This window comes from Frigoribacterium sp. 2355 (genome assembly GCF_054060695.1).
In genome coordinates this window covers 1-25,179 of the sequence record NZ_JBSSDL010000013.1, presented here as the reverse complement: position 1 = coordinate 25,179, position 25,179 = coordinate 1, and the positions used below count along the sequence as shown (strand labels likewise).

Sequence of the window (25,179 nt, the reverse complement as noted above, 5' to 3'; positions counted from 1 at the left end):
GCACCCCGTTTGAACGGGGTTCATCTTCGTGAACGGGGTTCATCCGGACGCCCCGACGAAGCGCCGTCGAGCGACCCGCGCAGCGTCCGTCACCCGACGTGGATCGATGAGGACGTCGGCCGCCCGGAGGAGTTCGACCAGCCTCTCCGGGAACACCAGATCGGCGTATTCGCAGTGCACCACGTGATGGATCTCGGGATGGCGCAGGAGGCGGCGGTCGCGACGTCCCCGGAGCCTGATGGCCTCCGCGGGAGTCCTTCCGGCGAGGATCTCGGGGTCGGTGAGCTTGATGTGGCCGTCGAACTCGACCGCGACGCCGAAGGTCCGGAGGAAGACGTCGCAGCGTCCGAGGAACCGGTCGCCGAGGATGAAGGTCTTCTGCAACTCGACCGACGACAAGCCCAGTTCGAACAGCACGACACGCAGGAGGGATTCGCCTCCGTTCTCGGCCCACGCGGACGAGAACTCGACGGCGCGACGGGCCATCCGTCCGCCCGGGTGTGAGGACGGGCCCAGTCGGGACATGAGTCGAGTGCGTCGGCGGAGGAACTCGGCCTCGACGGCAGCGCCCGTCCGGTGTCCGTCGGGCAGGACCAGGCGGCGCAGGACGGCGTCGACACACAGCACGGCATCGCCGAACGAGGCGCTCCGAGCCACGTCGACGGCGGTCCGCTCGAGGCTCGTGAGCCACACTCCGTGGAGTTCGTCGCGGTCGGCCGCCTGAACCGAGCCGGGGCGTCGCAGGAGGTCGGTCGAACGCCTCGTGGTCGTCCGCCGAGGATCGATGACGGTCACCACGTCCGCGTAGGCGTCGTGGACCCGCGGCAGACCCCACAGGGCCGCGGCCGAGTCGTGGGAGACCGTGCACCGTCGGTCCAGCCCTTGGGTGACCGCCCTGGTCAGGACGACGTGCCGCCCTCGCGCGTCGAGGTCGTCCCAGTCGGCGGCGGCGGCGTAGGTGCCCCGATGGACGCGGACCAGCGATCCCCGCCGCGCCTCGAGCTGCAGGCGTCGCGCCTCGCGCGTCGTGCCCCCGTGGGTCGAGGTGAAGACGAGCGGGCAGAGGTGGGGCGGGGTGCTGGTCATGGGGCGAGCGTGACGGGCGGCGCCCGACCAGCGTGATCCGCGCCTCCTCGCCTGGGGGCGGTGGGAGCTCGCTCCCGATGTGTGGGGGAGGCGTGGTCGTCCTCGACACGAGGCCATGAACCCCGTTCACGAAGTTGAACCACGCGGAAACGGGGTTCATCTTCGTGAACGTGGTTCATGGCGGGGAGGGCCGGGCAGGCGGGGGGAGGAAGGAGGCGCGGGCGGGGCGGGCGGGACGGTTCGGCGGGGTACGGCGCTCAGCTTGGCCGCCGGCGGCGCTCCTCCTGTACTGCTGGGAGCATGAACGACTCCCGCTCCCTGCCCTACCCCCTCGGCGTGACGCCCCTGCCCGACGGCGGCGCCCACGTCGCGGTGTACTCCGAGACCGCCGACCACGTCTGGTTCTGCCTGTTCGACGACGAGGCCGACGGCGGCACCGAGCGCCGCTTCGAGCTGACGAACCGCACCGGCCACGTCTTCCACGCCGTGGTCGAGGAGGCGCGGGTCGGCTCCCGCTACGGCCTCCGTGTCGCAGGCCCCTGGAACCCGGCCGCCGGCCTCCGCCACAACGAGCACAAGCTGCTGCTCGACCCGTACGCGACGGCCCTCGACGGCACGTTCGACTGGGGTCAGGCCGTCTTCGGGCACGACATGGACGAGCCCGAGACGATGGACGAGTCCGACTCCGCCGCGGCCATGCCCCGCAACGTCATCGCCGACCGCGACTTCGACTGGGGCGACGACCAGCGTCCGCTCACGCCGATGGAGGACACGGTCGTCTACGAGGTGCACGTCAAGGGCTTCACGCAGACGCACCCCGACGTCCCCGAGGACATCCGGGGCACCTACGCCGGCATGGGGCACCCCGCCGCGATCAAGCACTTCACCGACCTGGGCGTCACCGCCGTCGAATTGCTGCCCACGCACCAGTTCGTGCAGGACAGCCACCTCGAGGAGAAGGGCCTCCGCAACTACTGGGGCTACAACTCGATCGGCTTCTTCGCCCCGCACGACGAGTACGCCTCGAAGGCCGCGGGCACGGCCGGCGGCCAGGTCGCCGAGTTCAAGCAGATGGTCAAGGACCTCCACGCCGCCGGCCTCGAGGTGTGGATGGACGTCGTCTACAACCACACGGCCGAGGGCAACCACATGGGCCCGACGATCTCGTTCAAGGGCATCGACAACGCCGCCTACTACCGACTGGTCGAGGGCGACGAGGGCAACTACTTCGACACGACCGGCACCGGCAACAGCCTGAACGTCAGCCACCCGGCGGCGCTCGGCCTGATCATGGACAGCCTGCGCTACTGGGTCACCGAGATGCACGTCGACGGCTTCCGCTTCGACCTCGCCACGACCCTCACCCGTCAGGGCGGCGAGGCCAGCGAGCACAGTGCGTTCCTCACGCTGATCCACCAGGACCCGGTGCTGCAGAGCGTCAAGATGATCGCCGAGCCCTGGGACACCGCCGGTTACCAGGTCGGCGGCTTCCCGGCCGACTGGTCGGAGTGGAACGGCAAGTTCCGCGACGACGTGCGCGAGTTCTGGAACGGCGAGCCCGGCGTCCTCTCGACGTTCTCGGACCGCGTGCTCGGCAGCCCCGACGTCTACGAGGGCGACCGCCGCTCGCCGCTGTCGAGCGTCAACTTCGTCACCGCGCACGACGGCTTCACCCTCGCCGACCTGACGAGCTACGCCGAGAAGCACAACGAGGAGAACGGCGAGGACAGCCAGGACGGCGAGAGCGACAACAAGTCGTTCAACGGCGGCGCCGAGGGCCCGACCGACGACCCCGCGGTCAACGAGTACCGCGACCGCCAGCGTCGCAACTTCCTCGGCACGCTGCTGCTCAGCGCGGGCGTCCCGATGATCCTCGGCGGCGACGAGATCGCCCGCAGCCAGGGCGGCAACAACAACGCCTACTGCCAGGACAGCGAGATCTCGTGGTTCGACTGGGAGCGCGCCGACCGTGACCTGCTCGCCTTCACGACCGAGCTGATCACGCTGCGTCGCGAGAACCCGGCGCTGCGGCCCGACTGGTTCCGATACGCCCCCGAGGTCGAGAGCGACGACCACGTGCAGGTCCGCCGTGCCGACGACCACTCGTTCTCGAGCGGTGACTGGCAGCAGGGCGAGAACAAGGCGATCACCTTCGTGCTGACCCACAAGGACGCCGACGCGTTCGCCTACCTCGTCAACGGGTCGACGGCGGTCGTCGAGTTCAACGTGCCCGACGCGCCCCACGGCGAGTGGGAGCTCGCGGCGTCGAGCGACCCCGGCCAGCAGGTCGAGGGCGCCGTCACGACGCTGCTCGTGCGCGACGCGAGCTTCACGCTGCTGCGGAGCCGCGCCTCCTAGGCGGAGGGGCGAGCGCAGGAGGCGCGGTGCCGGTCCTCGGGATCGGCGCCGCGCCTCCTGCGTCCCCTGGGAATGCGAAAGACCGCCGCCCCGAGGGGACGGCGGTCGTCGTGTGGGTCGGCCGGGGCCGAACGGGGATCAGGCGGTGGCGAGCTGCTGCGCCTCGGGGGCGAAGAAGTCGGCGTAGCTCGGTCCCGGCGTGATGTCGACGACGGTGCCGCAGACGACGGGCCCGGGGTCGACCGGCGACCGGTGGGCTCGACCGGCGGGTCGACGCTTGGGGTAGACCTCGATGCGGGCGGCGGGCACCCGCTGGTCGGCGGCGTAGTGGCCGGTCACGTCGACGGAGCGACGGACGTGCGCCACGAGCTGGTCGTGGCTGAGGCGGGCGAGGTCGGCGGCGCTCATGCCGCGGCCTCGACCAGGAGGAGTGCGCTGATGTCGATCGGCTCGGTGGGAGCCAGGTCGTGCGCGAGGGGGTGGTGCCCGGAGGCGTGGACGATGTTCATGTGTTCAGCTCATCTCTGCGGCCCTGCGACCGCGTGCGGAACGGGGTGATGCGGGTCGCGTCGCCGTGAATCGACGCGTTCCCGACTCTCGCAGGTCACCGGGTGATCGCCACCATCGCCCGCCACATCGTTCGCAAGGTGGACATCTGTTCGAACGGCGGGGGCTCAGGTGCGACGGGCCCAGAGCGCCTCGACCAGCGTCGTCGTCAGCTCGTGGTCGATCGCGAACGACCGGCCGTCGAGGTCCGACACGGGTGCGATCTGACGCCCGCTCGACAGCAGCCACAGGGCGTCCGCCTCGTGCACGCGGGTGAGCGGCAGCAGCTCGTACGCGGTCTCGTGGTCGAGGTCCGTCAGGGCCTCGAACACGGCCGCCTGGGTCGTGCCCTCGAGGATGCCCTGGTCGGTGCGCGGGGTGACGAAGCGGTCGCCGAAACGCGCGACGAGCGAGGCCGACGGCCCCTCGAGCGCGTACCCGTCGCTGCTGACGAAGAGGACGTCGTCGGCGCCCCGGCGGGCGGCCTCGCGCAGCACGCTCTTGTTCACGGCGTACGAGAGCGTCTTGGCGCCCTGCAGCAGCCACGGCGAGGTCGTCGCGACGTCGTGCCGGTAGCCGCGGTCGAGCGCCACGACGCGGATGCCGTCGCGGCGCTCGACGGCGTGGTCCTCGAAGACCTCGGTCCGGGCCCACGCGGTCGGCTCGCTGTCGGGCACGCCCTCGAGGCCGCGCGTCACGATGAGCTTGGTCAAGGCGAACGGGACGGGCGCGTGGGCGGCGGCCGAGGCGAGCACCGCCTCGCGGATCAGGTCGAGGTCGAGGACGGGCAGGTCGAGCAGGGCCGCCGACCGCGCCAGGCGGTTCAGGTGCGGCTCGAGCGCCTGCACGGCACCGTCGACGACGCCGAACGCCTCGAAGATGCCGTCGCCGCGGGTCACGCCCAGGTCGACGACGTTCACGGTCGGCTCCGCCGCGTCGGCGACGTGCCACCCGGGACCATCGCCTCGAGCGCCGGCCCGGGCCCGGTCGATCACCACGAGCACGGGGGCAGGAGGCGCGGTGTCGGTCGTGGGGGAGGCGTCTGCGGCGAGGTCGGTCACGCCCTCGACCGTACCTCGGGCGCGGTTTTTCGCTTTGTGGACAGGCTGTGGAGAATCACTCGTCGTCGAGAGGTTAGACGTCCACGTGATCTCGATCGGCTCGGCGGCTGCTCGGAGCTGAGCATCGGGCACCCTGTGGCCCAAGTGGTTAGTGCTTCTAGCTAATTCCGCGCGCTGAACAGGCGTTTTCCTGGCAGGGTCCTCTTTGCCCGCCCAGACTGCAGCGGTACCGTGAGCGAGCCCGCCCACGGTGGGCGCGTGGTGCCCGGTGGGCCGGGAGCTTCTTCACGGGGCGGCCCGCCCGGCACCACACCACACACGTAGGACCACCCGCGCCACTGCGCGCACGTCGAAGGGCCGCACCGTCGAGACGGTGCGGCCCTTCGTGGTCGGTCCGGGAGGCGTCAGCCGCGGGGCCGGGGCGGCCCGGGCTTCGGGTGCGACGGCGCGGCGCCGTCACCCGAGGGCGCGTCGGCGGGATCGGGCTCGCCGGGCTTGGGGTGGCCGGGGATCGAGTCGCCCGAGAGGTTGAGGTCGTCGGGGTCGACCTCGATGTCGCCGCCGTCGTCCGGCCCGCCCTCACCGGGCAGGGCCTGGACCGCGTCCAGGTCGGTGTCGGAGTCCACGGCGGGGGAGTCCTCCGTCGCCGACCGCTGCATCTCGGCGGTGGTCGCCTCGCTCCGCGGGAAGTCCGCGGTCGGGTCGTCGGCGTCGCGACGGTCCGGTGCGGTCTCGGCGGTGCCTGCGTAGCCGACGCCGTCCGTGGCCGTCGTGGCGTCGCCCGTGGTGGTGCCGGTCTTCGTGTCCTGCTCGTCTTCGTGCATGCGGGCACGGTACGCCGTGGGGGTGCGTGCCGCATGTGCGCCGGGGCAGACTGTGGCCATGACGACCCTCACCTGCCGCGCGATCGTGTTCGACATGGACGGCACGCTCGTCGACTCGACCGCCCTGGTCGAACGCATCTGGGGCGACTTCGCGGCCGAACACGAGCTCGACGTCGTCGAGTTGCTGGCGTTCGCGCACGGCCGGCAGACCCACGACACCGTCACCCGGTTCCTGCCCCGGCTGCCCGAGGACGAGGCACGGTCCCTGACCGACGGGCTGCAGGCGGTCGAGGCCGGCACCCGGGACGGGACCGTCGAGATCCCGGGCGCCGCCGCCTTCGTGGCGAGCCTGCCGGGTGACCGGGTGGCCCTCGTGACGAGCGCGAACCACGAGCTGGCGCGGTCGAGGATGGCCGAGGCGGGCGTGCCCTGGCCGGCGGTCGTGCTGGCGTCCGAGCAGGTGGCGGTGGGCAAGCCGGCCCCGGACGGTTACCTGCTGGCTGCCGAGCTGCTCGGCGTCGACCCGGACGAGGTCGTCGTCTTCGAGGACGCCGCGGCGGGGCTCGAGGCCGCCCGCGCCTCCGGAGCCTCGGTCGTCGTCGTGGGCGACCACGACGGGCCGGCCGCCGACGGGCTGCCGCGCGTCGCCGGGTACGAGGACGTGTCGGTGACCGTGCGGGCCGACGGGCTGCTCGAGCTCACGCTGCCGTAGGGCCTGCAGCTCGCGCGGGCTCGCAGGTGGCACGGGCTCGCGGCTCGCGCGGGCTCGGGCTCGCGGCTCGCGTGGGCTCGGGCTCGGCCTCGGCCTCGCTCGGGCTCGGCCAAGTAGCTCGCTCGGGCCCGCCACTCAGCCGTGCAGCGGGTGCGACCCCTCGTGGTTGGTCCGGTGGGCGAGGGCGTGGGCGAACTCGCGCAGGGTCTCGTCCGAGGTGTGACGGGGCGTCCAACCGAGGACGTCCCGGGCCTTCTCGGTCGACATGACCGGGATCTTGGCCGCGATGTCGAGCCAGCCCGGCTCGGTCGGCTGCAGGCGGGCCAGCCAGGTGAGCTGGACGACGGCGCGCAGCAGGCGGTAGGGCACGGGCAGCAGGCGGGACTCGAAGGCCCGGGCGATGCGGTCGGGGTCGACCACGGGTTCGGCGGCGAGGTTGAACGCCCCACCGGCGCGGCGGTCGATGGCCCGCCAGAACGCGTCCGCGACGTCGCTCGCGTGCACGACCTGCGACACGAAGCGCGGGGCGAGCGGGATGAACGGGGGGCGCACGCGCTGCATCCAGCGGGTGGGCACCCAGCGGCCGGCGAAGAGTCCGACGATCTCGCTCGCCGCGGAGGCCTGGAACACGAGGCCCGGGCGCATGCGGGTCAGCGTGACCTCGGGGTGCTGCTCGACGAAGGCGTCCATGACGCGCTCGTTGATCGACTTGTGCTTCGAGTAGCTCGAGCGGCGGACGCCCTTGGTCTTGTAGGTCTCGTCGACCCGTCGCCCCTTGGGGCCCCGCGAGTATGCACCGACCGACGACGCGACGAGCACGTGCGGCACGCCGGCCCGGGCGGCGGCGTCGAGGACGTGCGACGTGCCGAGCACGTTGGTGCGGTACATGACGGCCTTGTGGTGGCTCGGCTGCAGGGCCCAGCCGAGGTGCACGACGGCGTCGGCCCCGGCGAACGCCCGCTCGAGGGCCACGGGTGAATCGTCGGCCCCGACGTCGATCGAGAACCAGGTCACCTCGCCGTACGGCGGCGTCGCCATGCGCGGCCCCCGGCGGGCGACGCCGACGAGGGAGGTCACCTCGGGTTCGGCCTGCAGACGGGTGAGCAGGGCGGTGCCCAGGTTGCCCGTGGCTCCGACGACGACCACGCGCATGGGGGTCTCACTTTCACGACTCGACGATCGGCCAGGCGCCGACCCCGGGTGGGCGGCAGGCCTGCCCCGAGCCTACGCGCGGCCGCTGGGCGGCGGTCCGGCCTCGGCGGCGATGCGGGCGACGGCGGCCTCGTCGAGCACGAAGACCTCGTCGCCGTCGCGCGGGTCGTGCGCGCGCACGACGGTCGAGCGCACCGACCCGTCGGCCGCCACCTCGACCACGGCGAAGCCCGAGCCGCGCACGGCCCGTTCCGTGCCGACGGTCGCCAGCACGTCCGTGTCGTTCGCCACCCCGGGCGCGACCACCACGGGGACGCCCGCGAGGTGGCCGACGATGTGGTGGTGGTAGTGCCCGGCGAGGACGACGCGGACGTCCGACGCCTCGAGGACCGCGGCCAGCGCCTCCGGGTCCTGCAGGGCGAGCGACTCGTGCAGGGTCGTCGGCGCCGCGATCGGCGGGTGGTGCAGCACGAGCACGGTGCCCCGCGCGGCGGGCGTCGCGAGCTCGTCGCGCAACCAGGCGAGCTGCTCGGGTCGCAGCAGTCCGTAGCCGGCCCCGGGCACGGACGTGTCGAGCCCGACCACCCGCCAGCCGTCGACGTCGCGCACGAGGTCGAGCGGCCTCGCCGGGTCGCCGCCGAGCACCTCGGCGAAGGGCTCGCGCACGTCGTGGTTGCCCGGCACGAGCACCACCTCGGCACCGGCCGCTCGGGCCCAGGCGTCGGTGCGTTCGAGGAGGTGCCGGTAGGAGGCGCGGGTCCCGTCGTCCGACAGGTCACCCGACCCCACCAGCAGTCGCACCCCCTCGACCCGCGCGGCCTCCGCCAGCACGAGGCCGAGGGCCTCGGCCGTGTCGACGACACCCTGGTGCAGGGCTCCGTCGGCGAGCAGGTGGGCGTCGCTGAGGTGGACGATGCGGAGGGCTCCGGGCGGCAGGGCGTGCATGCCGCGACGCTACCGGGTGCGGGGCGGCGCGTGCGCCTCGGGAGGCTCGGGCGGTCGGGTCGCACCACCCACGTGGCGTCGAACCACGCACGGGGGTGGTTCGACGACGCAACCGTGGTGCGACCTCGCGTGTGGCGGGAGGGCTCAGCCGCGGAACTGGTCGGCGGGGGCGAGGCGGCCGTGCACGCGGCGCCCGAGCTCGGCGAACATGTCGGTGACGGTCGCCCAGTCCTCGTGGGTCGGGGAGGTCGGTTCGACGAACAGGCCGTAGAACCGTCGCCCGCTGTTGAGCGACTCGACCAGGACGGTCTCGGAGCGGTCGAAGAACTGCGTCCCGTCGTGCTTGAGGGCGGACGCCCGGACGGGTTCGCCGGTCAGGGTGCTGAAGCCGGCCGACGCCAGGGCCCGTGCGGTCCTGCGCCGGGACAGTCGGGGGAGGACGGGACCCGCCTCCCCCGCGCTCAGCACCGCGCGCACGTGCGCGAACACGAGCTCTTGCTCGTGGACGGGGTGCGAGGTGGAGGTCGGCGAGTTCGTCACGGCATCACCGTGGCAGGTCGTGGCCCGGAGTGCGACGCCCAGTGCGGGGGCGGCCCCTTGGGGTGCGACCCGGACTGGGGAGCCGACCGGGTGTACCCGGCGCCCGCCCACGGTGTAGCTCGGGTCGGCAGGCGCGGCCGAGGAGGCCCGGGGACGGGGCGCCGGGGCGTGCCGGAGAATGGCCCGATGCTTCCTGCTGCTCCTGCCGCCGGCTCCGGCCGCGACCTCGACGACTCGGCCCGGTGCCCCTGCCTCAGCGGCGAGACCTACGGATCGTGCTGCGGGCCGCTGCACCGGGGCACGACGCCCGCCCCGACGGCGGAACGGTTGATGCGCTCGCGGTACTCGGCGTTCGTGCTCGCCCGCGCCTCCTACCTGCTCGAGACGTGGCACCCGACGACGCGGCCCGCGACGCTCGAGGTCGACCCGGGCACGCGCTGGTTCCGGCTCGACGTCGTGCGGACGCAGGCGGGCGGGCCGTTCGACGACGAGGGGACGGTCGAGTTCGAGGCGCACTTCCGCGACGACGAGGGCGTGGGGTCGCAGCACGAGGTCAGCCGGTTCTCCCGGGTCGACCGGCGGTGGCTCTACGTCGACGGGATCTCGGGCTGACCAGAGGCGCGCCGAGCACGTTCGGGCCTGGCATCGTCCAGTGGGGCGGAGGCGAGACGTCGGCATCGGGCGTCACGAAGAGGACGGCGGGTCCGTCGGGCCCGGCATCCTCTCCGTGACGCCGCCGGGCCGCAGGGAGAGCTTCACGGGCAGGGACCCACGGTCCGGACGACACCGATGCAGGGCTTGCACCCTCCATCTCGACGAACGCTAGGCCGCACGAGATGGTGCGGTTCAGACGTGGACGCTCCTCACAGGCAGGGCCTCGGGACGCGTGTTTCGGGGGACAGGACGCGCCGCGGGTCGAATCCGTCAGGGGGCGCGGCGTGCGAGGGCGACCGCCTCGAGTGCCCGGACCACCTTGCCGACGGCCCGCTGCGCCCGGACGACGCCGACCGGGCCGCCGAGCACCGACAGGGTCGGTTCGTGCACGACCCGCACCACGAGGCGTCCCCGGTCGTCCACGAACCACTGCACGCCGAGGGTCAGCAACTGCGCCCGCCCGGCGAAGGCGCGCAGCGCGAGGGTGGAGGCCAGCGTGCCCCGGACGGCCCGGGTGCTGCCGTCCGACGCGAGCGACAGGGTGAAGCCGTGATCGATCAGGGTCTGCTCGACGAGGTGTCGCGACTCGTCGTGTGCGCCCTCGAGGAAGACGTCGTGCGTGCTCGCCACCGGACGGGTGCGGCGGTCAGCGCAGCGGCGCGAGCATCTCGAGCTCGCGCGCGGTGGGGTCGAGGGCGTAGGGGTTCGTGTGTCCGGTCGGTTCGTACCCGCGTCGACGGTAGAAGGCGATGGCCCGCTCGTTCTGCTCGTGGACGTGCAGGCGCAGGGTGTCGCCCTCGGTCGCGGCCCACGTCTCGACGCCGTCGAGCAGCAGGTCGGTGACCCCGGCCGAGCGCCCCCGATGGCTCGGGGCGACGTACACGCCGACCAGCAGGGGCTGCCCCGCCGCCTGCAGGAAGCCGCCCATGGCGCCGACCCAGTCGCCCGTCCCGTCGTCGATCGCGACCAGCGAGGTGCCGTGCTCGGCCTCGCCCCGGGCCCCGCGCATCCGCCACTCGGCCTCGGCGTGACGACGGGCGACGGCGAGCGTCTCGCCGTAGGCGATCGGCGTGTCCGCCAGCATCGCGAGGCGCAGGTCGCGGACGCGCTGCCAGTCGTCGGCGGTCGTGCGGCGGACGGTCACGGGTCGTGCGGGCATGCCGCCACCCTGCCACACGGGCGGGACGCGGCGGGTGCAGGAGGCGCGGGTCGCGTCCCGACGCGGACCCGCGCCCCGGGGTCGTCACGTCAGGAGGCGCGGTGCGGCCCTCAGCCGACCCGCGCCACGGGGGCGGGGCCGAGGCGCTGCTCGGGGCGGGCCGGCGAGATCAGCGTCGCGCGCCTCCCGCGGTCGTCCGGCTCGGTGTCGACGCCGAGCACCTGCAGGCGCTCGGGCGTCCGCGCGCGGAGCGCCGCCGTCCAGGCGCAGACCAGTGCGTCGAGCAGGTCCTCGCGGTGTTTGTAGGCCCGGTCGACCAGCGGCGAGGGCTCCTCGAGCAGCGCCGCCGACACCGGGTGCGAGTCGAGGCGCAACGGCACCTCGGCCCGGGCCAGCCCGCCCAGCCGACGCAGCAGCTCGTCGCAGGCCGCCGCGCGGGCCTCGCGCCGCGCCTCCTTCGGCAGGGTGAGGTCGGGTCGCTTGTAGCGGGGACGCTTGTCGTCGTAGGCGAGCTCGGCCATGCCGACGAGCGTCGTGTACGGGTAGCACTCGAAGTGCCCCACCGCGTCGGCCGCCACCGGCACGACGCCGTCGTCGTAGACGCCGCCGGCACGCTCGAGGCGCTCGCCGAGGGTGCGCCCGCCGAGCCAGGGCAGGGAGGCGCTGCTCGCGTTGGCCGACACGTGCCAGCGACCGTAGGCCCGCGCCACGAGGCGTTCGCTCGCCCGCATGCCCGTGGCGTTCGGCACGAGCACGGGGGCGTCCACCGCGACGACCGAGCCGGGCGTCGACCAGCGCCGGACCCACGCCTCGACCTCGTCGACGCCGCGCGCCCAGCCGGCGTCGAGCACCGTGCCGTCGGCGTCGATCACGGCCAGGCCGGTCTCGTTCGCGGGGCGCTCGGGCGTCGAGTCGCGCCAGGCGAGGTCGACGCCGAGGTAGCGGGGCCGGGGTGTGGTCACCGCTCGACCGTACTCGCGGCCGATACTGTCCCCATGCCCACGAGCAGCACCCGCACCAGCGGCGGCACGAGCACCCGCACCCCCGCCGACCTGCGTCGCTGGCGGCGTTACCTCGCCGACGAACGCGCCGAGGAGTCGACCTACCGCGACCTCGCCCGCCGCCGGGACGGCGAGGAGCGCGCGATCCTCGTCGCCCTGGCCGACGCCGAGGGCCGCCACGCGCAGCACTGGGTGGACCTGCTCGGCGCCGACGTCGGGCGTCCGGCCCGCACCGACCTGCGCACCCGCGTGCTCGGGGTGCTCGCCCGGCGCTTCGGCTCGATCTTCGTTCTGGCCCTCGTGCAGAGCGCGGAGGCGCGGTCGCCGTACGCGACCGACGCCGACGCCACCGACGCGATGGCCGCCGACGAACGCATCCACGGCGAGGTCGTGCGCGGCCTGGCCGAGCGTGGACGCAACCGCCTGTCGGGGTCGTTCCGCGCCGCCGTGTTCGGGGCGAACGACGGTCTGGTCAGCAACCTGGCGCTCGTGCTCGGCATCAGCGCCTCGGGCGTCGCGAACCACGTGGTGCTGCTGACCGGGCTGTCGGGCCTGCTCGCCGGGGCGTTGTCGATGGGTGCGGGCGAGTACGTCTCGGTGCGGTCGCAGCGCGAGCTGCTCGACGCCTCCACCCCCGACCCGACGGCGCGACACGTGCTGCCCGACCTCGACGTCGACGCGAACGAGCTGGCGCTGGTCTACCGGGCACGGGGCATGTCGCCCGACGAGGCCGAGACCCACGCGCGGGAGGTGCTCGCGGGCGCGGGGCGAGGGGCCTCGTCGCCGAGCGCGCCTCCTGCGGGGGCCGCACCGGGCGCCGCCACGGCCGGCTGGGCGGACGCCCCGGACCAGGAGGCGCGCTCGGCCGACGAGCCCGCCACCCACGAGACCCTCGGCACGGCCTTCGGCGCTGCCGCCTCGAGCTTCTGCTTCTTCGCGTCCGGGGCCGTGATCGCCGTGCTGCCCTACCTGTTCGGGCTGTCCGGGCTCGTGGCGGTCGTCGTGGCGTCGGCGCTGGTCGGCGTCGCGCTGCTCGGCACGGGCGCCGTCGTCGGGTTGCTGTCGGGGGCGAGCCCGGTCAGGCGGGCGCTGCGCCAGCTCGGAATCGGGTTCGGGGCGGCCGCCGTGACCTACCTGCTGGGGCTGTTGTTCGGGACCGGCGCCGCGGGCTGAGCTCGCCGCGGGCCGTGCTCGCCGCGGGCTGAGCCGATCGGGCCACGTGCGCGTCAGGCCTTGCGGTCGAGCTTCCAGGCGATCCAGCACGTGACGAGGACGACGCCGGCCGCGGCGAGGCGCGCGCCCATCAGCACCCCTTGGCCGGTCGAGGTCGTGAGGCTCATGTCGGAGCCGATGCCGATGCTCCAGATCGCGCCCGACAGGGTGAGGCAGACGACCAAGGCGAGGCCCAGCACCACCGAGGTGGCCCCGTGCGACCGGGGGCACACGTCGTCGCGGCCGCGAGGGTCACGTGAGAGGCGGGCGGCGGCGATGCGGACGAGGCCGAGCCAGAGCAGGGCCACGGCGCAGGCGCCGACGACGTCGCTGCAGCGGTGCCAGCCGAAGGCGACGGTCTGCTCGGCGACGACGGCCGCGAACGCCGCACCGACCATGTAGAACAGGGGCCGGGCGTGCCGGCCGAAGGTGGTCATGATCGCCAGGACCGCGGCGACGGCGACCGTGACGTGCCCGCTGGGGAAGCTGTTGCCGTAGAGCTCGCCCGTCAGCTCGGGACGGGGCGCGAGCTGCTTGAGCACCTGGGTGGTGACCGTCGCACCGATGATCAACACGCCCGCCTGGACGGCCGACCCGGGCCGGCGGCGGAGGAACGCCACCACCATCGTGAGGGCGACGACCAGCAGCACGGCCGGGGGAGAGATGGCGTCGAGCGCGACCCCGGACTGCAACAACGTGGTGCCGTCGACCGAGCGGAGGATGCTGTCCTCGATGGACTGGCCGGTCTCGGTGAGGACCGCGATCGTGTAGACGCCCGCCAGCACGACGAGCGAGGCCGACGACGCGACCACCCAACGACCCGTGACCCGTCGACGGACGGCAGGCGTCGTCGAGAAGGTCGGGTGAGCAGTCACCGGACGAGCTAACTACACGTCGCCTGGAAACAGGCTCGGTCCGACCTGCCGATGCGCCGGGGCCGTCCCGACTCACAGCGAGGGTGCAGGTGGCCGGCCGCCGGTCAGGCCCCGACGCTCCATCAGCCGCCAGTGACCGCCGGTGAGCGGGGCGAGCGTGACGGTCGTGTAGACCACGGCGACGATGCCGAACGCGACCGTCAGCCCGATCGTGTCGGCCGCGACCCCGCCGAGGAGGGCGCCGGTCGGGATGCCGGCCCAGGCTCCCGCGGTGACCAGTCCGAAGACCCGCCCGCGGAGGTGCTCGGGGGTGCGCTCGAGCTGCACCGTGCCGAGGATCGGGTTGAGGGCGCCGGCGGCGAGACCCGAGAGCGCGGTCGCGGCGACCAGCACCGGCAGCGGGGCGCCGAGGGCGAACGCCAGGCTCGACGGCCCGCCGGCGAGGGTGAAGCAGGCGACGAAGGTGAGGCGGCGCGGCACCCGGTGGGCGACGAAACCGAAGGCGACGTTGCCGGCGAGGGCGCACCCGCCCATGGTGGCGACGAGTAGTCCCAGGGCGGCCGCGCCTCCGAGTCGGTCGTTGGCGTAGAGGGGCAGCAGGGTCGACCCGCGTGCGGCGTCGAGCAGGTTCGTGACCAGCACGAGCGCGACGATCAGCCGCATCAGCGGGTCGCGGACGACGAAGCGGGCGCCCTCGACGAGGTCGGACCGGTAGGAGGCGCGGGTCGGCTCGGTCGCGTCGGTGGCGTCGGTCGGGTGGTCGTCTCTCGGATTCGGTGATCCGGTCCGTGCCGGACCGGACACCGGGACGAGTGCCCCGGTCAGGGCCGCCGAGACGGCGAAGGTGGCGGCGTTGACGAACAGGGACGCGACCGGTCCGACGGCGGCGACGAGGAGCCCGGCGATCGACGCCCCGATCAGCTTGGCGAAGCGCTCGGACCCGTCGAGGAGCCCCACGCTGCGTTCGATGCGGACTCCGGCCCGCTCGGTCAGCGCGGGCAGCATCACCCGGCGCGCCGTCTGTCCGGGGCTGTCGAGCAGGCCACCGACGAAGACGAGCGCGAGCAGGGCCCAGAACGGCAGCCCGACGGTGAGCGCGAGCACGGGCATCGCGAGGACGGACGCGCCACTCACGAGGTCGGCGACGATCGCGGCCCGCCGGTGCCCGACCCGGTCGACGACGACGCCCCCGAGCGGGCCGCCGATGATCACCGGGGCCGTCGCGAACGCCGCCGCGAGCCCGACCTCGGCCCCCGACCCGCCGAGACCCAGGACGTAGAAGGGCACGGCGAAGGCCGTGACGACGTTGCCGGTCTGTGAGATCGCGTGGGCCGCGACGAGGGACGACAGGGCCACCCGGTCGGTGCGCCCGGTGCGGACAGTGTGACCCGTGCGCCCGCCGCGGGGCCGGGCCGGACGACCGCCGCGAGTGGCGCTGTCGGTGCCCCGCGCCTCCTCGGCCGGCGTGCTCTCGCTCACGACGCGCCTCAGGGGCGGCGGTAGGCCTGGTAGACGAGCACGACCGGCGCGGCGCCGTCGTCGGCCGCCGGGTCGTGGGCGGCGCTGACGTCGAGCCAGCGGTCGACGACGCCCTCGAGGTCGCGGCGCAGGGCGGCGAGCTCGGTCGTGGTGAGGCGCAGGCTGCGGTCGCCGCTCGCCCCGGCCGCGATCCACTCGCGAGGCAGGGTGGGCATCGCGTCGACGTACTCGCCGAAGCGGGCGGCGTAGGCCTGGCCGATCGACTTCTGCAGCGCGGACGAGGCGACGAGGCGGTCGGGGTCGTCGAGCAACTCGGCGGGCTCCCAGCTGGTGAGCTGCGCGGTGGCCTGCCACCAGCGCTCGCGCCGGTCGGTGGTCTGCGGCTCGGCCGCCTCGATCAGGTCGATCGAGGCGAGTTTCGAGAGGTGGTAGCTGATCGTCCCCGGGGCCTCGTCGACGGCGTCTCCGAGCTGGGCGGCCGTCTGCGCGCCGCGTTCGCGCAGCAGACCGAGGAGGCGCAACCGGGTCGGGTGGGCGAGCACGCGCATCGAGGCGGCGTCGGTGAGGGTGCTGCGGGAGGTCTCTCGGGGGGACATGGAGTCGACGATAGGTGCACAAGAGCCGTTGCGCAAGAGTCGTTGTGCTTCTCGACGAGGGCGTGGTCGGGCCGACCAACCGTTCGAGCCGTGAGTGTGGTGGGTGTCGCGGGCGGAGGTCGGACCCGCGGCGCATGCTCGGAGCACGACCGCCGGACAGTCCGGCGCGCAGGAGGAACCCGATGACGAAGACCCCGGACGACCCGCACGGCACCGACGAGACCGACCTCGAGCGTCGTGGCAACAGCAGTGGCGAGGGTCACGGCGACCACACCGTCGGCGAGAGGGACGACCGCCCCGTCGAGATCACCAGCGAGAACCACCCCGACGGCGGCACCGGCTCCCGTTCGCTCGACGACGGGCCGGCCGACGACGCCGTCCCCACCCGCCAGCCCGGTCAGGCCGAGGCCGGCCAGGTCGACGAGCTCATCGGCGACTACAAGGGCGACGGCGAAGGCAAGCACACCTACTGACACGACCCGAGGAGGCGCGGGTCGGCCTCGATTCGCGCCCCGCGCCTCCCTCGTGTAGTGTTTCCTCTGGCCAATCGGCCAGCGAAACGCGCCTGTAGCTCAACGGATAGAGCATCTGACTACGGATCAGAAGGTTGGGGGTTCGAGTCCCTCCAGGCGCACGACTCAGCGTGGCCCCTGCCCTACACGGCAGGGGCCATTCTTCGTCTTGGTGCTTGTTTGGCCGCCTCCGGCGGCGTGCGCCTTCGGCGCGGACCTGAACGACGAGACTTGGCGCTTCGCGCCGCGTCCGTCCAGCCCCGGTCGTCGAGTGGGCAGAAGATGTCCTTCATCCCGACGGGAAGGGCATCTTCTGCCCACTCGGCCGGCCGCAGGGGGCGAGAGGGCAGAGTGCCGCCTCCGGGTCAGGGGGACGAGGCGAGGGCGGCGAGCTCGGTGCGGCTGCGGGCCCCGAGCTTGCGCAACAGGTTCGACACGTGGAACTTCACCGTGTTGTCGCTGATGCCGAGCGCTGCCGCGATGTCGCGGTTCCGGTCACCGGCCGCCACGCGGTGCAGCACCTCGCGCTCGCGCTCGCTCAGAGCCCCGACCAGCTCCCACGGCTCGTTCGACGGCGGCGGGTCGAGCGGCAGGCGCACCGTGAGCTCCGAGCCCCACCCCACGGTCGACGCCACCGTCAGCTCACCCCCGACCCCCGAGACCTGCTCGGTGATCGGCCGCAGGGCGTCGTCGTGTGCCGTCAACTCGCCCGCTCCGTCGTCCCGGATCGCGATCAGCAGGTTCAGGCCGTCGCAGTCCCACTGGATGCGCACCCGACGCGCGTCACCCGCGTCGACGAAGGTGAGCACGGCGTTCCGGACGACGGCCCGGGCCACGTGCGCCACGTCGCCCGGCAGGGCCCGACCCGTCGCCGGCGGCTCGACGAACTGGACGTCCAGGTCGCCGAAGCGCACGAGCGGACGCAGATCGGACCGGAGGCGCGCGAAGGCGCCGACGACCGGCTCGAGGGTCGTGCCCCGGTCGCGGTCGGAGCCGGTCCTCAGGGCGACCAGGGCCCCCGCCGCGACGTCGATGGCCTCGGCCCGGGCCGCCCGGTCGTCGAGGCGTCGCGAGCGCAGGGCGGCCAGCACGGACTCGAGCGTCATCGCATGCCGGTCGACCAGGTCGGCGGTCGCCCGCGCGTGCTCGGACGCCAGGGTGCGGGCCAGGGTGTCGGAACCGGCCCGACCGGGGACGTCGTGCATGGTGTGGCTCATGGGCCCACCCTAGGCGTCCGCCTACCCGACGCCACCCTCCCTACCCGAACGGGTGGGTGGGACGCCCCCGTCGAGGGGCTGCTCTCACAGCATCGTCGGACCAGGATCGAAGGCAACGGGATCGACGACGTACCAGAGGCCCGATCGGGCCCCGTCGCCCCCACGAGGAGCACCACATGAAGCTGCAGTTCGCCATGGACACCCTGACCACCGACGCCGCCCTCGAGCTGGCCGCCGCCGCCGCGCCGAGCGTGGACATCATCGAGCTCGGCACTCCGCTGATCAAGGCCGAGGGCTTCCGCGCCATCACCGCGATCAAAGAGGCGCACCCCGACAAGATCGTCTTCGCCGACCTCAAGACGATGGACGCGGGCGAGCTCGAGGCGGGCGAGGCGTTCAAGGCCGGCGCCGACCTGGTGACCGTGCTCGGCGTCGCCGGTGACAGCACCATCGCCGGTGCCGTCAAGGCCGCCAAGGCCCACGGCAAGGGCATCGTCGTCGACCTCATCGGCGTCGGCGACAAGGCCGCCCGTGCCAAGGAGGTCGTCGCGCTCGGCGCCGAGTTCGTCGAGATGCACGCCGGGCTCGACGAGCAGGCCGAAGAAGGCTTCACCTTCGAGAAGCTGCTCGAGGCCGGCAAGGCCTCGGGCGTGCCGTTCTCGGTCGCCGGTGGCGTCAAGGCCGCCACGGTCGGCTCGGTCCAGGACGCCGGAGCCGACGTCGCCGTCGCCGGTGCCGCGATCTACTCGGCCGACGACGTCGCCGGTGCCGCAGCCGAGATCCGCGCCGCCATCAAGTAGCAGCACCAGCACCACCCGCAGCGGCTCACGAGAGAGCGCTGACGCGCAGGAGGCGCGGTGTCGGTCGGACCGGCACCGCGCCTCCTCGTCGTCCCGCGGTCAGCGGGGTGCGTCGACCAGGCGGGCCGAGACCGACACCACGACGTCGTCGCCCGTCACGCCGGAGGCGGCCAGGCGTCCTCGCAGCGCGTCGGCCGCCCGGGCCAGCGTCTCGGGCGTCGGGACGTCGAGTCCGGTCGCCACGTGGGCGGTGACGGACACCGAACCGGCCGCCCGCGAGATCTCGACGAGGCCGGTCGAGCCGGCGAGGTCGAGGCCGGCCGCGACGGCCCGCACCGCCCCCTCGACGACGGGGTGCGCGTCGAACACGTCGACCACGCCCTCGACGCCGCGCAGCACCTCGGTCAGGTAACGGGAGAGCAGGTCGTCGCTCATCGGTCGTCCTCTCTCGCCACGAAGACGTCGTCGACGAGCACGTCGACCCGGACGACGGTCAGGCCGGTGTGCCGCGTCAGCGTCTCGGTGATGCGGGTGCGCAGCTCGTCCGCGACGGCGCCGAGGTCGAGTCCGTACCGGGCCGCCGCGGTCACCCGCACGACCACGTCGGCCCCCGCCGTCGTCAGGTCGCCGTCGAAGGTCGTCGACCCGAGCACGACGCCGGACTGCTCGTCACCCGCCCGGCGTACCAGCCCGCGCGCTGCGGCCTCGGTGACGCTCAGCCGGACCGCGGGGTCGGGGTGGCCGACCGGGATCTCCCGGCCGCCGACGACCTCACGGCGGATCGAGTCGAGGAGGCCGTCGATCCAGGCACCGTCCCGGTCGGGTTCGCGGCGGGCCTCGTGCTCGAGGGAGGCGCGGGACAGGTCGTGCACCCGGGCCAGCGACTGCAGGTACAGGCGGCAGGCCGCCGAGCCCTCGATGGCCGGGTCCCGGGGCGTGCGCCCGGCGTCGAGGTAGTCCGCGAGGCGGTCGGCGGGGATGCCGTCCACCGTGTCGTCGTCCTCGGGCACGTCGAGGGGGGAGCGGTCGTCGGTCGTCATCGCCACGCCTCCATCTCGGTCATGAGGAACACCCGGGCCCGCGCGATCTTGCCCCGGACCGTCGAGACGGGCAGGTCGAGGGCCTCGGCGATGTCCGCGTACGAGTAGTCGGCGGTCTCACGCAACAGCCAACACCGTCGCTGGTCGAGGGGGAGCTTGTCGAGGGCCGACCACATGGCGTCGAGCTGCAACCGGGCCTCGACCACGCGTTCGGGCGTCTCGTGGCGCGGGGCCGACACCTCGAGCCGGTCGACGTCGTCGTGGTCGCGTCGCACGCGCAGACGGTCGACCGCCTTGTTGCTGACGATGCGCATCAGCCAGTTGCGCACCCGCGACGGGTCGTCGAGGTCGGCCAGGCGTCGCCAGGCCGTCATGAAGGCGTCCTGCACGACGTCGTCCGACTCGAGGTCGGAGCCGAGGAGGCGCGCGGCGTACACGCGCATCAGTGGTCCGTGTCGGCGCGCGATGACCTCGTAGGCGTGGACGTCGCCGTCGCGGGCCCGCACGGCCAGCGTCGCGTCCGCAGCGTCGAGGAGAGGGTCGTCGGTGGTGATGACGACCTCCTGCGATCGGACGGGGCGGGACGGGACGCGGCGGGACCCCGGCGACGAGGACCGGACGGCCCGCGCCATGCCTCTTGACTACCACCCCGTGCCCGGATCGGGGGACGTGATGGCCGAAATGTGAGTGGTGGTGAATCGTTCCCTGAAAGCTGGCTGACCCACCATGACACCTGCCGTGCCCCATGCGTCTGAATGATGTGACCCGCTTCACGGGCACCCCGACACCGACCGGTCCCACCGGTCCAGAGCAAGGAGCAACCATGAGCAACGTGACCCCCTCCACCAGCACCGCCGCTGCCAAGACCACGCAGTCCCACGCCGCCGGCAAGAACACCATCGCCGAGGGCGTCGTCTCGAAGGTCGCCGGCATCGCGGCCCGCGAGGTGCGCGGCGTCCACGACCTGGGCAACGGTGCCGCCCGTGCCATCGGCGCGATCCGCAACGTGATCAACCAGCAGGACCGTGGCCAGGGCGTCTCGGTCGAGGTCGGCGAGAAGCAGGTCGCCGCCGACATCGTCATCGTCGCCGAGTACCCCGTCGAGCTGCAGAAGGTCGCCGACGACGTGCGCAAGTCCGTCACCGACGCCATCTCGCAGGTCGTCGGCATGGAGGTCACCGAGGTGAACGTCACCGTCTCCGACGTGTACATCCCCTCCGAGGACAACGACGACGACGCCGACGACAGCCGCGTCAAGTGACCGCCACGACCACCGGCATGCTGGTCGGCGCCGTCCTGGCGCTGACCGCCCTGGCCTTCGGCTTCTGGGCCTTCGTGTTCGTCGCGATCGCCATGGCGATCGGGTTCGGCGTCGGCCGTGTCGTCGAGGGCAAGCTCGACGTCCGCGGCCTCGCCGACGCACTCCGCGGGCGGCGGTCGTCGTGACCGCGGCGGTGACGGCCGACCGGGCCCTCCACGGCCGGAACAAGATCACGTCACGGGCCGTGCGTCGGGTCGTCTCGGCCGTCACCGCGGAGGCCCTCGAGGTCTCCGCGTCGAAGGTGTCGGTCGAGCTGGCCGACCACGACGGCGCTCTCAGCGTGATCGCCAAGACCCCCATCCGGGTCTCGCCCCTGGGCGTCTCCGAGCGTCGTTCGGGCACCCTGCTGGACCGCCTCACGGCGGCCCAGTCCACCATCCGTGACCGCGTGCTGCAGCTGACCGGGTCGAGCATCGACAAGGTCGACCTGCAGATCACCGGTGCCGACATCCGAGAGAGGAAGCGCGTCGCATGAGCACCGCATCGCTCTACAAGCGCATCGTGCGCCGTGAGACGCACTCGTCGCGGGCCGGCATCGCCATCACCCTCGCCGTCCTGCTGATCGTCGTCCTGGCGTGGATCGGCACCGAGGCGGTCCTCGCCGCCGTCGGGACGGCTCCGCTGCTCCTGGCTCCGACCGACCTCGTCGGTTCGACCCTGGACGCCGCGAGTGCTCCGGTCGGCGTGCTGACCGCCGTCGCGGTCGTCGTCGCGCTGATCGGGCTCGTCCTGATCGTCGTGTCGCTCGCGCCGGGCCGTCGTGGCCGTCGTGGCGCGAAGGCCGAGCGCACCGTGGCCGTGGTCGACGACCGGGTCATCGCCCGCTCGCTGGCCCGCACCGCGAGCTACGCCGGCGACGTCGACCCCTCGCAGGTCAGCGTCAGCGTGGGCAAGCGCAGCGCCCTGATCGAGGTCACCCGCACCTCCGGCCGTCAGACCGACGTCCGCAGCATCGACGAGGCCGTCCGCGACGAACTGGGCGCCTACGACTTCAGCCCGGCACTGCGTCACAAGGTCAAGCTGTCCGAGAAAGGAACGGTCGGGTCATGAACAGCACCAATCGCGCTCTGAACCGCATCGTCGTCTTCGTCATCGGCCTCGTGCTCCTGCTCGCCGGCGGAGCCGTCGCCGTCGGGGCCCTCGTGCCCGACGTCCAGGAGACCGTCTCGCAGGGCGCCTCCGATGCGAGGAGCCCCGCGACCGACGCACTCGGCGACCAGCCGTGGATTCTCTGGGTGGTCGCGGTGGCCAGCCTCGTGCTGATCGTCCTGCTCGCCTGGTTCGCCCTGCGACAGGGACACGGCCAGACCGGCACGTTGCTCACGGTCGACGAGGGGTCGCGTCGCGACCAGACCACCGGTGGTCGCCTGGTCGTCGACGCGAAGGTCGCCGAACAGGTCCTCGAGGAGGCGCTGGCCGACACCCCGGGCATCGTCTCGGTGGACGTGACCGCCTTCCGCGTCAAGCGCGAGTCGGTCCTGCGCGTCACCGCGAACGCGCGTCGCGGCGTCTCGCCGACCGACATCCGTCGGAGCATCGACCAGGCCGTCGCCCACTGGGACGGCGTCCTCGGGACCGAGACGCCCGTCGTGATCCAGATCAACGGCGGTCTGCGCAGCCAGATGTCGTCCGCGACGCGGCTCGACTGACCTCCCTCGCCCCACCGCACGGACGGCCCTCGCCCTCGACCCGAGGACGGGGGCCGTCCGTCGCCCCACCCACGTTCCACGATGAAAGGCCGGTCTCATGAGCGAGTCCACCCACCACGTCACCCCCATCGACATCGACGCCGCGGCGTCCACCCGGGCCACCTCGCCCGAAGAGGTCCTCGAGCACACGATCGGCGTCACCGTCCTCGGCGTCTCGGGCGTCCACGCCCTCGGCACCGCGTCCCAGCGGCTCGCCGGCGCCTTGCGCACGGCGATCGGCACGGGCTCCGTCCCCGGCGTCCGCGCCGGCACCACCGACGAGGGACTCGTGGTCGACATCGCCGTCGTCGCCGAGTACCCGACGAACGTCACCACGCTCGCCGACACCGTCCGGACGCAGGTCAAGCACGCCGTCGGGCAGCTCGACGGCGAGGAGGTCACGGTCAACGTCACCGTCACGGACGTGCACGGCCCGTTCGACTCGGACGAGGACGCCGCCGACAAGGTGAACGCCGCCGCCGACAAGGCGAAGCAGACCGTGTCCGACGCCGGCGACCGGGCGAAGGAGGCCGGCGAGAAGACCAAGGCCGCCGCCGGCGAGGCACGCGACCGCGCCGCGACCGCCGCGGGCGACCTGTCCGACAAGGCCCGGACGGCCGCGGGCGACCTGTCCGACAAGGCCCGCGAGCTGGGCGACAAGGCCGGCGAGGTCGCCGAGCAGGCGAAGGCCACCGCGGGCGAGGTCGGCGAGGAGGCGGCCGCCAAGGCGGACGACGTCGCCGACGATGCCCGCGACGTGGCCGACCAGGCGCGGGACGCTGCTGCCGACGCCCTCGACTCCGCGGCGGACCGTGGCGAGGACGCCCGCTCGACGACAGGCGACGTCACCGCCGCCGCACTGGACACGACGTCCGAGGTCGTCGCCGGCGCCCGCGAGAAGGCCGCCGACGCCGTGGACGGCGTGGCCGACGCGGTGGACGAGAACCGGGCCTCGGACGGCGACGCCACCCGCGCCTCCTCGGGCGACGCCCACGACGCCGACGTCACCGTGACGGTCGACGGCGGAAGGGTCACGGTCGAGGTCGACTCCGACAGCGACGCGCAGGTCGTCGTCGACGGCGACGACGTCGCCACGACGGAGAAGTGATGTTCGGGCGGCGCACCACGACGACGACCCGACGCCCCCGGCCGCGGGCCGTCTGGGCGGCCCTGGTGACCTCGGTGGTCCTCTGCGTGCTGATCGTCGTCGGCGTGCTGCTGCCCGTGCTCACCCTGATCGGTGCGGCGGACGGCGGCACGGCCGGCGCCCTCGACGTGCCCGTCGGCTCGATCGTCGCGGCGATCGCCATCGGTTACGTCCTCGCCCTGGTCGTGCTTCTGCTCATCGTGAAGGTGCGCAACGGTGCCCTGGCCTGGGTGCTCGGGGTGGCGGCCGTGATCTCGACGCTCGTGGTGTCGCTGTGGCCCCTCGTGGCCGTCGCGATCGCCGGCGTCGACCAGGTGCAGGACCTGATCCCGTTCATCCAGGACCTGATCACCCGCTTCTGGCCCGGCAGCTGACCCACCCCGAGGTGGACCGACCCGTCTAGGCTGAGGCGGTCGTCGGAAGGGGTCCGGCGCAGCACCGGGGGACCACCATGCGCACCACCACCACGCCCGCACTCTCGACCGTCGTCGGAGCCGTCGCCGTGACCTTCCTGCTCGCGGGCTGCACCGGAGGCGGTGCCGACTCCGGTGACGCCGGTCGGTCGTCGTCCCCGGGGCAGGCGACCGCCACGGCGGACGCCGCCGACCAGCCGACCGGCGAGTTCACCCTGCCGGCCGACTGCGAGGCGGCGGGGGCCGTCCTCGGCGATCTCGTGACGGGGCGGACCCTCGTGGCGGAGACCTCGACCATCGGGTCCGACGAGGCGAACTGCACGTGGACCAGCGAGGCCGACGGGTCCCGGGTCGGCTTCATCGCCACGGTCCAGGAACTCGACCAGGCGGGCATGGACGCCGAGGTCCCCGCAGGGGGCGGCGTCGACGGGCTGTCGCTCGAGCAGGTCGAGGACGAACGGGCCGACGCCTTCGGCGGGCGCGCCTTCGTCGCGACCGCCCAGGACGGGTCGCCGGTCGTCGGGGGCGGGTCGATCCTGCTGACGCCCCACGGGCTCCTGAGCGTCATCGTCGCGGCCCCGGCAGGGTCGACCGCTCCGATCGATCCCGCCCGATCGCTCGATCTCGTCTTCGACTTCCTCGACTGACGCGAGGCCTCGAGGAGGGGGGGGGGGGGGGGGGGCCCCCCCCCCCCGCCCCCCGGGGGGGGCCGCCGGGGGGGGGGGGGGGGGGGGGGGGGGGGGGGGGGGTGGGGGGGGGGGGGGGGGCCGGGGCGGGGGGGGGGGGGGGGGGGGGGGGGGCGGGCGTTGTGTTGTGGTCTTTGCTGGGGGGGGGGATCGAA

General features: G+C 73.4%; 31 protein-coding genes and 1 tRNA gene. 15 read left to right on the top strand and 17 right to left on the bottom strand.

Features of this window, described 5'->3' with window-relative positions; translation table 11 throughout:
* Positions 1 to 39: 39 nt before the first annotated feature.
* Complete coding sequence (locus tag ACVJ1F_RS13320; RefSeq protein ID WP_456886772.1) at positions 40 to 1,086, bottom strand: hypothetical protein; 1,047 nt, start codon at positions 1,084 to 1,086, stop codon at positions 40 to 42.
* A gap of 300 nt (positions 1,087 to 1,386) precedes the next feature.
* Here ACVJ1F_RS13320 and glgX point away from each other — a divergent pair, with 300 nt between their 5' ends.
* Positions 1,387 to 3,444, top strand: a complete 2,058-nt coding sequence (gene glgX / locus ACVJ1F_RS13315) for a glycogen debranching protein GlgX (protein ID WP_267658922.1) — start codon at positions 1,387 to 1,389, stop codon at positions 3,442 to 3,444.
* Positions 3,445 to 3,582: 138 nt separating this feature from the next.
* Here the strand turns inward: glgX and ACVJ1F_RS13310 are convergent, their stop codons facing one another.
* The 3 genes from ACVJ1F_RS13310 to ACVJ1F_RS13300 form a co-directional block, all read right to left on the bottom strand.
* Positions 3,583 to 3,852 (bottom strand): hypothetical protein, encoded by a 270-nt coding sequence (locus ACVJ1F_RS13310; protein WP_173151877.1) that lies wholly within the window; start codon positions 3,850 to 3,852, stop codon positions 3,583 to 3,585.
* A 266-nt stretch (positions 3,853 to 4,118) separates the two neighbouring features.
* Positions 4,119 to 5,051: an aminotransferase class IV gene (locus ACVJ1F_RS13305; RefSeq protein WP_456886770.1), complete on the bottom strand. Its 933-nt coding sequence runs from the start codon at positions 5,049 to 5,051 to the stop codon at positions 4,119 to 4,121.
* Positions 5,052 to 5,455: 404 nt separating this feature from the next.
* Positions 5,456 to 5,875 carry a hypothetical protein gene (locus tag ACVJ1F_RS13300; RefSeq protein ID WP_148053722.1) on the bottom strand — a complete coding sequence of 140 codons (420 nt, stop codon included), beginning with the start codon at positions 5,873 to 5,875 and terminating at the stop codon, positions 5,456 to 5,458.
* Positions 5,876 to 5,933: 58 nt separating this feature from the next.
* Between ACVJ1F_RS13300 and ACVJ1F_RS13295 the strand changes: the two genes are divergently transcribed.
* A complete protein-coding gene (locus tag ACVJ1F_RS13295) occupies positions 5,934 to 6,587 on the top strand; it encodes an HAD-IA family hydrolase (RefSeq protein WP_456886767.1) in 654 nt (217 codons plus the stop codon).
* 135 nt (positions 6,588 to 6,722) lie between these two features.
* Here the strand turns inward: ACVJ1F_RS13295 and ACVJ1F_RS13290 are convergent, their stop codons facing one another.
* The 3 genes from ACVJ1F_RS13290 to ACVJ1F_RS13280 form a co-directional block, all read right to left on the bottom strand.
* Positions 6,723 to 7,739 (bottom strand): NAD-dependent epimerase/dehydratase family protein, encoded by a 1,017-nt coding sequence (locus tag ACVJ1F_RS13290; RefSeq protein WP_456886765.1) that lies wholly within the window; start codon positions 7,737 to 7,739, stop codon positions 6,723 to 6,725.
* Positions 7,740 to 7,811: 72 nt separating this feature from the next.
* The gene (locus ACVJ1F_RS13285) at positions 7,812 to 8,684 is read right to left on the bottom strand and encodes a metallophosphoesterase family protein (RefSeq protein WP_456886763.1); all 873 of its coding nucleotides are present in this window, start codon (positions 8,682 to 8,684) and stop codon (positions 7,812 to 7,814) included.
* Positions 8,685 to 8,828: 144 nt separating this feature from the next.
* Entirely contained in the window at positions 8,829 to 9,224 is a 396-nt protein-coding gene (locus ACVJ1F_RS13280) for a hypothetical protein (RefSeq protein WP_056047249.1), read from the bottom strand.
* 186 nt (positions 9,225 to 9,410) lie between these two features.
* On the opposite strand from ACVJ1F_RS13280, the gene ACVJ1F_RS13275 reads away from it, so the two are divergent.
* Positions 9,411 to 9,836, top strand: a complete 426-nt coding sequence (locus tag ACVJ1F_RS13275) for a YchJ family protein (protein WP_456886761.1) — start codon at positions 9,411 to 9,413, stop codon at positions 9,834 to 9,836.
* Between the two features lie 312 nt (positions 9,837 to 10,148).
* On the opposite strand, the gene ACVJ1F_RS13270 is transcribed toward ACVJ1F_RS13275, so the two are convergent.
* From ACVJ1F_RS13270 to ACVJ1F_RS13260, 3 genes are all read right to left on the bottom strand, one after another.
* Complete coding sequence (locus ACVJ1F_RS13270) at positions 10,149 to 10,508, bottom strand: hypothetical protein (protein WP_456886759.1); 360 nt, start codon at positions 10,506 to 10,508, stop codon at positions 10,149 to 10,151.
* A 16-nt stretch (positions 10,509 to 10,524) separates the two neighbouring features.
* The gene (locus tag ACVJ1F_RS13265; RefSeq protein ID WP_159825105.1) at positions 10,525 to 11,037 is read right to left on the bottom strand and encodes a GNAT family N-acetyltransferase; all 513 of its coding nucleotides are present in this window, start codon (positions 11,035 to 11,037) and stop codon (positions 10,525 to 10,527) included.
* 110 nt (positions 11,038 to 11,147) lie between these two features.
* Positions 11,148 to 11,999: a DUF429 domain-containing protein gene (locus ACVJ1F_RS13260; protein WP_173151862.1), complete on the bottom strand. Its 852-nt coding sequence runs from the start codon at positions 11,997 to 11,999 to the stop codon at positions 11,148 to 11,150.
* 33 nt (positions 12,000 to 12,032) lie between these two features.
* Between ACVJ1F_RS13260 and ACVJ1F_RS13255 the strand changes: the two genes are divergently transcribed.
* Positions 12,033 to 13,211 carry a VIT1/CCC1 transporter family protein gene (locus ACVJ1F_RS13255; RefSeq protein WP_192124186.1) on the top strand — a complete coding sequence of 393 codons (1,179 nt, stop codon included), beginning with the start codon at positions 12,033 to 12,035 and terminating at the stop codon, positions 13,209 to 13,211.
* Between the two features lie 53 nt (positions 13,212 to 13,264).
* Here the strand turns inward: ACVJ1F_RS13255 and ACVJ1F_RS13250 are convergent, their stop codons facing one another.
* The 3 genes from ACVJ1F_RS13250 to ACVJ1F_RS13240 form a co-directional block, all read right to left on the bottom strand.
* Positions 13,265 to 14,125 carry a phosphatase PAP2 family protein gene (locus ACVJ1F_RS13250; protein WP_456886756.1) on the bottom strand — a complete coding sequence of 287 codons (861 nt, stop codon included), beginning with the start codon at positions 14,123 to 14,125 and terminating at the stop codon, positions 13,265 to 13,267.
* 72 nt (positions 14,126 to 14,197) lie between these two features.
* A complete protein-coding gene (locus tag ACVJ1F_RS13245) occupies positions 14,198 to 15,604 on the bottom strand; it encodes an MFS transporter (protein ID WP_456886754.1) in 1,407 nt (468 codons plus the stop codon).
* 8 nt (positions 15,605 to 15,612) lie between these two features.
* Positions 15,613 to 16,200, bottom strand: a complete 588-nt coding sequence (locus tag ACVJ1F_RS13240) for a helix-turn-helix domain-containing protein (protein ID WP_056047229.1) — start codon at positions 16,198 to 16,200, stop codon at positions 15,613 to 15,615.
* A gap of 182 nt (positions 16,201 to 16,382) precedes the next feature.
* Between ACVJ1F_RS13240 and ACVJ1F_RS13235 the strand changes: the two genes are divergently transcribed.
* Both ACVJ1F_RS13235 and ACVJ1F_RS13230 read left to right on the top strand, forming a co-directional pair.
* Positions 16,383 to 16,673 carry a hypothetical protein gene (locus tag ACVJ1F_RS13235; protein WP_056047225.1) on the top strand — a complete coding sequence of 97 codons (291 nt, stop codon included), beginning with the start codon at positions 16,383 to 16,385 and terminating at the stop codon, positions 16,671 to 16,673.
* A gap of 88 nt (positions 16,674 to 16,761) precedes the next feature.
* Positions 16,762 to 16,834: transfer RNA gene (locus tag ACVJ1F_RS13230), tRNA-Arg, on the top strand.
* Positions 16,835 to 17,077: 243 nt separating this feature from the next.
* Here ACVJ1F_RS13230 and ACVJ1F_RS13225 read toward each other — a convergent pair.
* Positions 17,078 to 17,929 carry a helix-turn-helix transcriptional regulator gene (locus ACVJ1F_RS13225; RefSeq protein ID WP_456886752.1) on the bottom strand — a complete coding sequence of 284 codons (852 nt, stop codon included), beginning with the start codon at positions 17,927 to 17,929 and terminating at the stop codon, positions 17,078 to 17,080.
* A gap of 176 nt (positions 17,930 to 18,105) precedes the next feature.
* Between ACVJ1F_RS13225 and hxlA the strand changes: the two genes are divergently transcribed.
* On the top strand, positions 18,106 to 18,729 hold the full coding sequence (hxlA, locus tag ACVJ1F_RS13220) for a 3-hexulose-6-phosphate synthase (protein ID WP_043597635.1): 624 nt from the start codon (positions 18,106 to 18,108) through the stop codon (positions 18,727 to 18,729).
* 99 nt (positions 18,730 to 18,828) lie between these two features.
* On the opposite strand, the gene ACVJ1F_RS13215 is transcribed toward hxlA, so the two are convergent.
* From ACVJ1F_RS13215 to ACVJ1F_RS13205, 3 genes are read right to left on the bottom strand one after another with little or no spacing between them, the layout of a single operon-like run.
* On the bottom strand, positions 18,829 to 19,164 hold the full coding sequence (locus tag ACVJ1F_RS13215; RefSeq protein WP_456886750.1) for a hypothetical protein: 336 nt from the start codon (positions 19,162 to 19,164) through the stop codon (positions 18,829 to 18,831).
* Complete coding sequence (locus tag ACVJ1F_RS13210; RefSeq protein ID WP_456886748.1) at positions 19,161 to 19,769, bottom strand: hypothetical protein; 609 nt, start codon at positions 19,767 to 19,769, stop codon at positions 19,161 to 19,163. Before ACVJ1F_RS13210 ends, ACVJ1F_RS13215 begins: the two co-directional genes overlap by 4 nt.
* On the bottom strand, positions 19,766 to 20,401 hold the full coding sequence (locus tag ACVJ1F_RS13205) for an RNA polymerase sigma factor (RefSeq protein ID WP_123571924.1): 636 nt from the start codon (positions 20,399 to 20,401) through the stop codon (positions 19,766 to 19,768). The genes ACVJ1F_RS13210 and ACVJ1F_RS13205 overlap by 4 nt, the downstream gene beginning before the upstream one ends.
* Before the next feature lie 191 nt (positions 20,402 to 20,592).
* On the opposite strand from ACVJ1F_RS13205, the gene ACVJ1F_RS13200 reads away from it, so the two are divergent.
* The 8 genes from ACVJ1F_RS13200 to ACVJ1F_RS13165 all read left to right on the top strand — a co-directional run bounded on the left by ACVJ1F_RS13200 (position 20,593) and on the right by ACVJ1F_RS13165 (position 24,985).
* On the top strand, positions 20,593 to 21,030 hold the full coding sequence (locus ACVJ1F_RS13200) for an Asp23/Gls24 family envelope stress response protein (protein WP_056047193.1): 438 nt from the start codon (positions 20,593 to 20,595) through the stop codon (positions 21,028 to 21,030).
* Positions 21,027 to 21,215 carry a DUF2273 domain-containing protein gene (locus ACVJ1F_RS13195; RefSeq protein WP_043597628.1) on the top strand — a complete coding sequence of 63 codons (189 nt, stop codon included), beginning with the start codon at positions 21,027 to 21,029 and terminating at the stop codon, positions 21,213 to 21,215. Before ACVJ1F_RS13200 ends, ACVJ1F_RS13195 begins: the two co-directional genes overlap by 4 nt.
* Positions 21,212 to 21,565, top strand: coding sequence for a hypothetical protein (locus ACVJ1F_RS13190; protein ID WP_043597627.1), 354 nt, complete (start codon positions 21,212 to 21,214; stop codon positions 21,563 to 21,565). Before ACVJ1F_RS13195 ends, ACVJ1F_RS13190 begins: the two co-directional genes overlap by 4 nt.
* The gene (locus ACVJ1F_RS13185) at positions 21,562 to 22,140 is read left to right on the top strand and encodes a hypothetical protein (protein WP_456886745.1); all 579 of its coding nucleotides are present in this window, start codon (positions 21,562 to 21,564) and stop codon (positions 22,138 to 22,140) included. Before ACVJ1F_RS13190 ends, ACVJ1F_RS13185 begins: the two co-directional genes overlap by 4 nt.
* Complete coding sequence (locus ACVJ1F_RS13180; RefSeq protein WP_456886743.1) at positions 22,137 to 22,739, top strand: hypothetical protein; 603 nt, start codon at positions 22,137 to 22,139, stop codon at positions 22,737 to 22,739. Before ACVJ1F_RS13185 ends, ACVJ1F_RS13180 begins: the two co-directional genes overlap by 4 nt.
* 97 nt (positions 22,740 to 22,836) lie before the next feature.
* The gene (locus ACVJ1F_RS13175) at positions 22,837 to 23,886 is read left to right on the top strand and encodes an Asp23/Gls24 family envelope stress response protein (protein WP_456886741.1); all 1,050 of its coding nucleotides are present in this window, start codon (positions 22,837 to 22,839) and stop codon (positions 23,884 to 23,886) included.
* A gap of 65 nt (positions 23,887 to 23,951) precedes the next feature.
* A complete protein-coding gene (locus tag ACVJ1F_RS13170) occupies positions 23,952 to 24,299 on the top strand; it encodes a hypothetical protein (protein WP_456886739.1) in 348 nt (115 codons plus the stop codon).
* A 77-nt stretch (positions 24,300 to 24,376) separates the two neighbouring features.
* Complete coding sequence (locus ACVJ1F_RS13165; RefSeq protein WP_267658902.1) at positions 24,377 to 24,985, top strand: hypothetical protein; 609 nt, start codon at positions 24,377 to 24,379, stop codon at positions 24,983 to 24,985.
* Positions 24,986 to 25,179 lie beyond the last annotated feature (194 nt).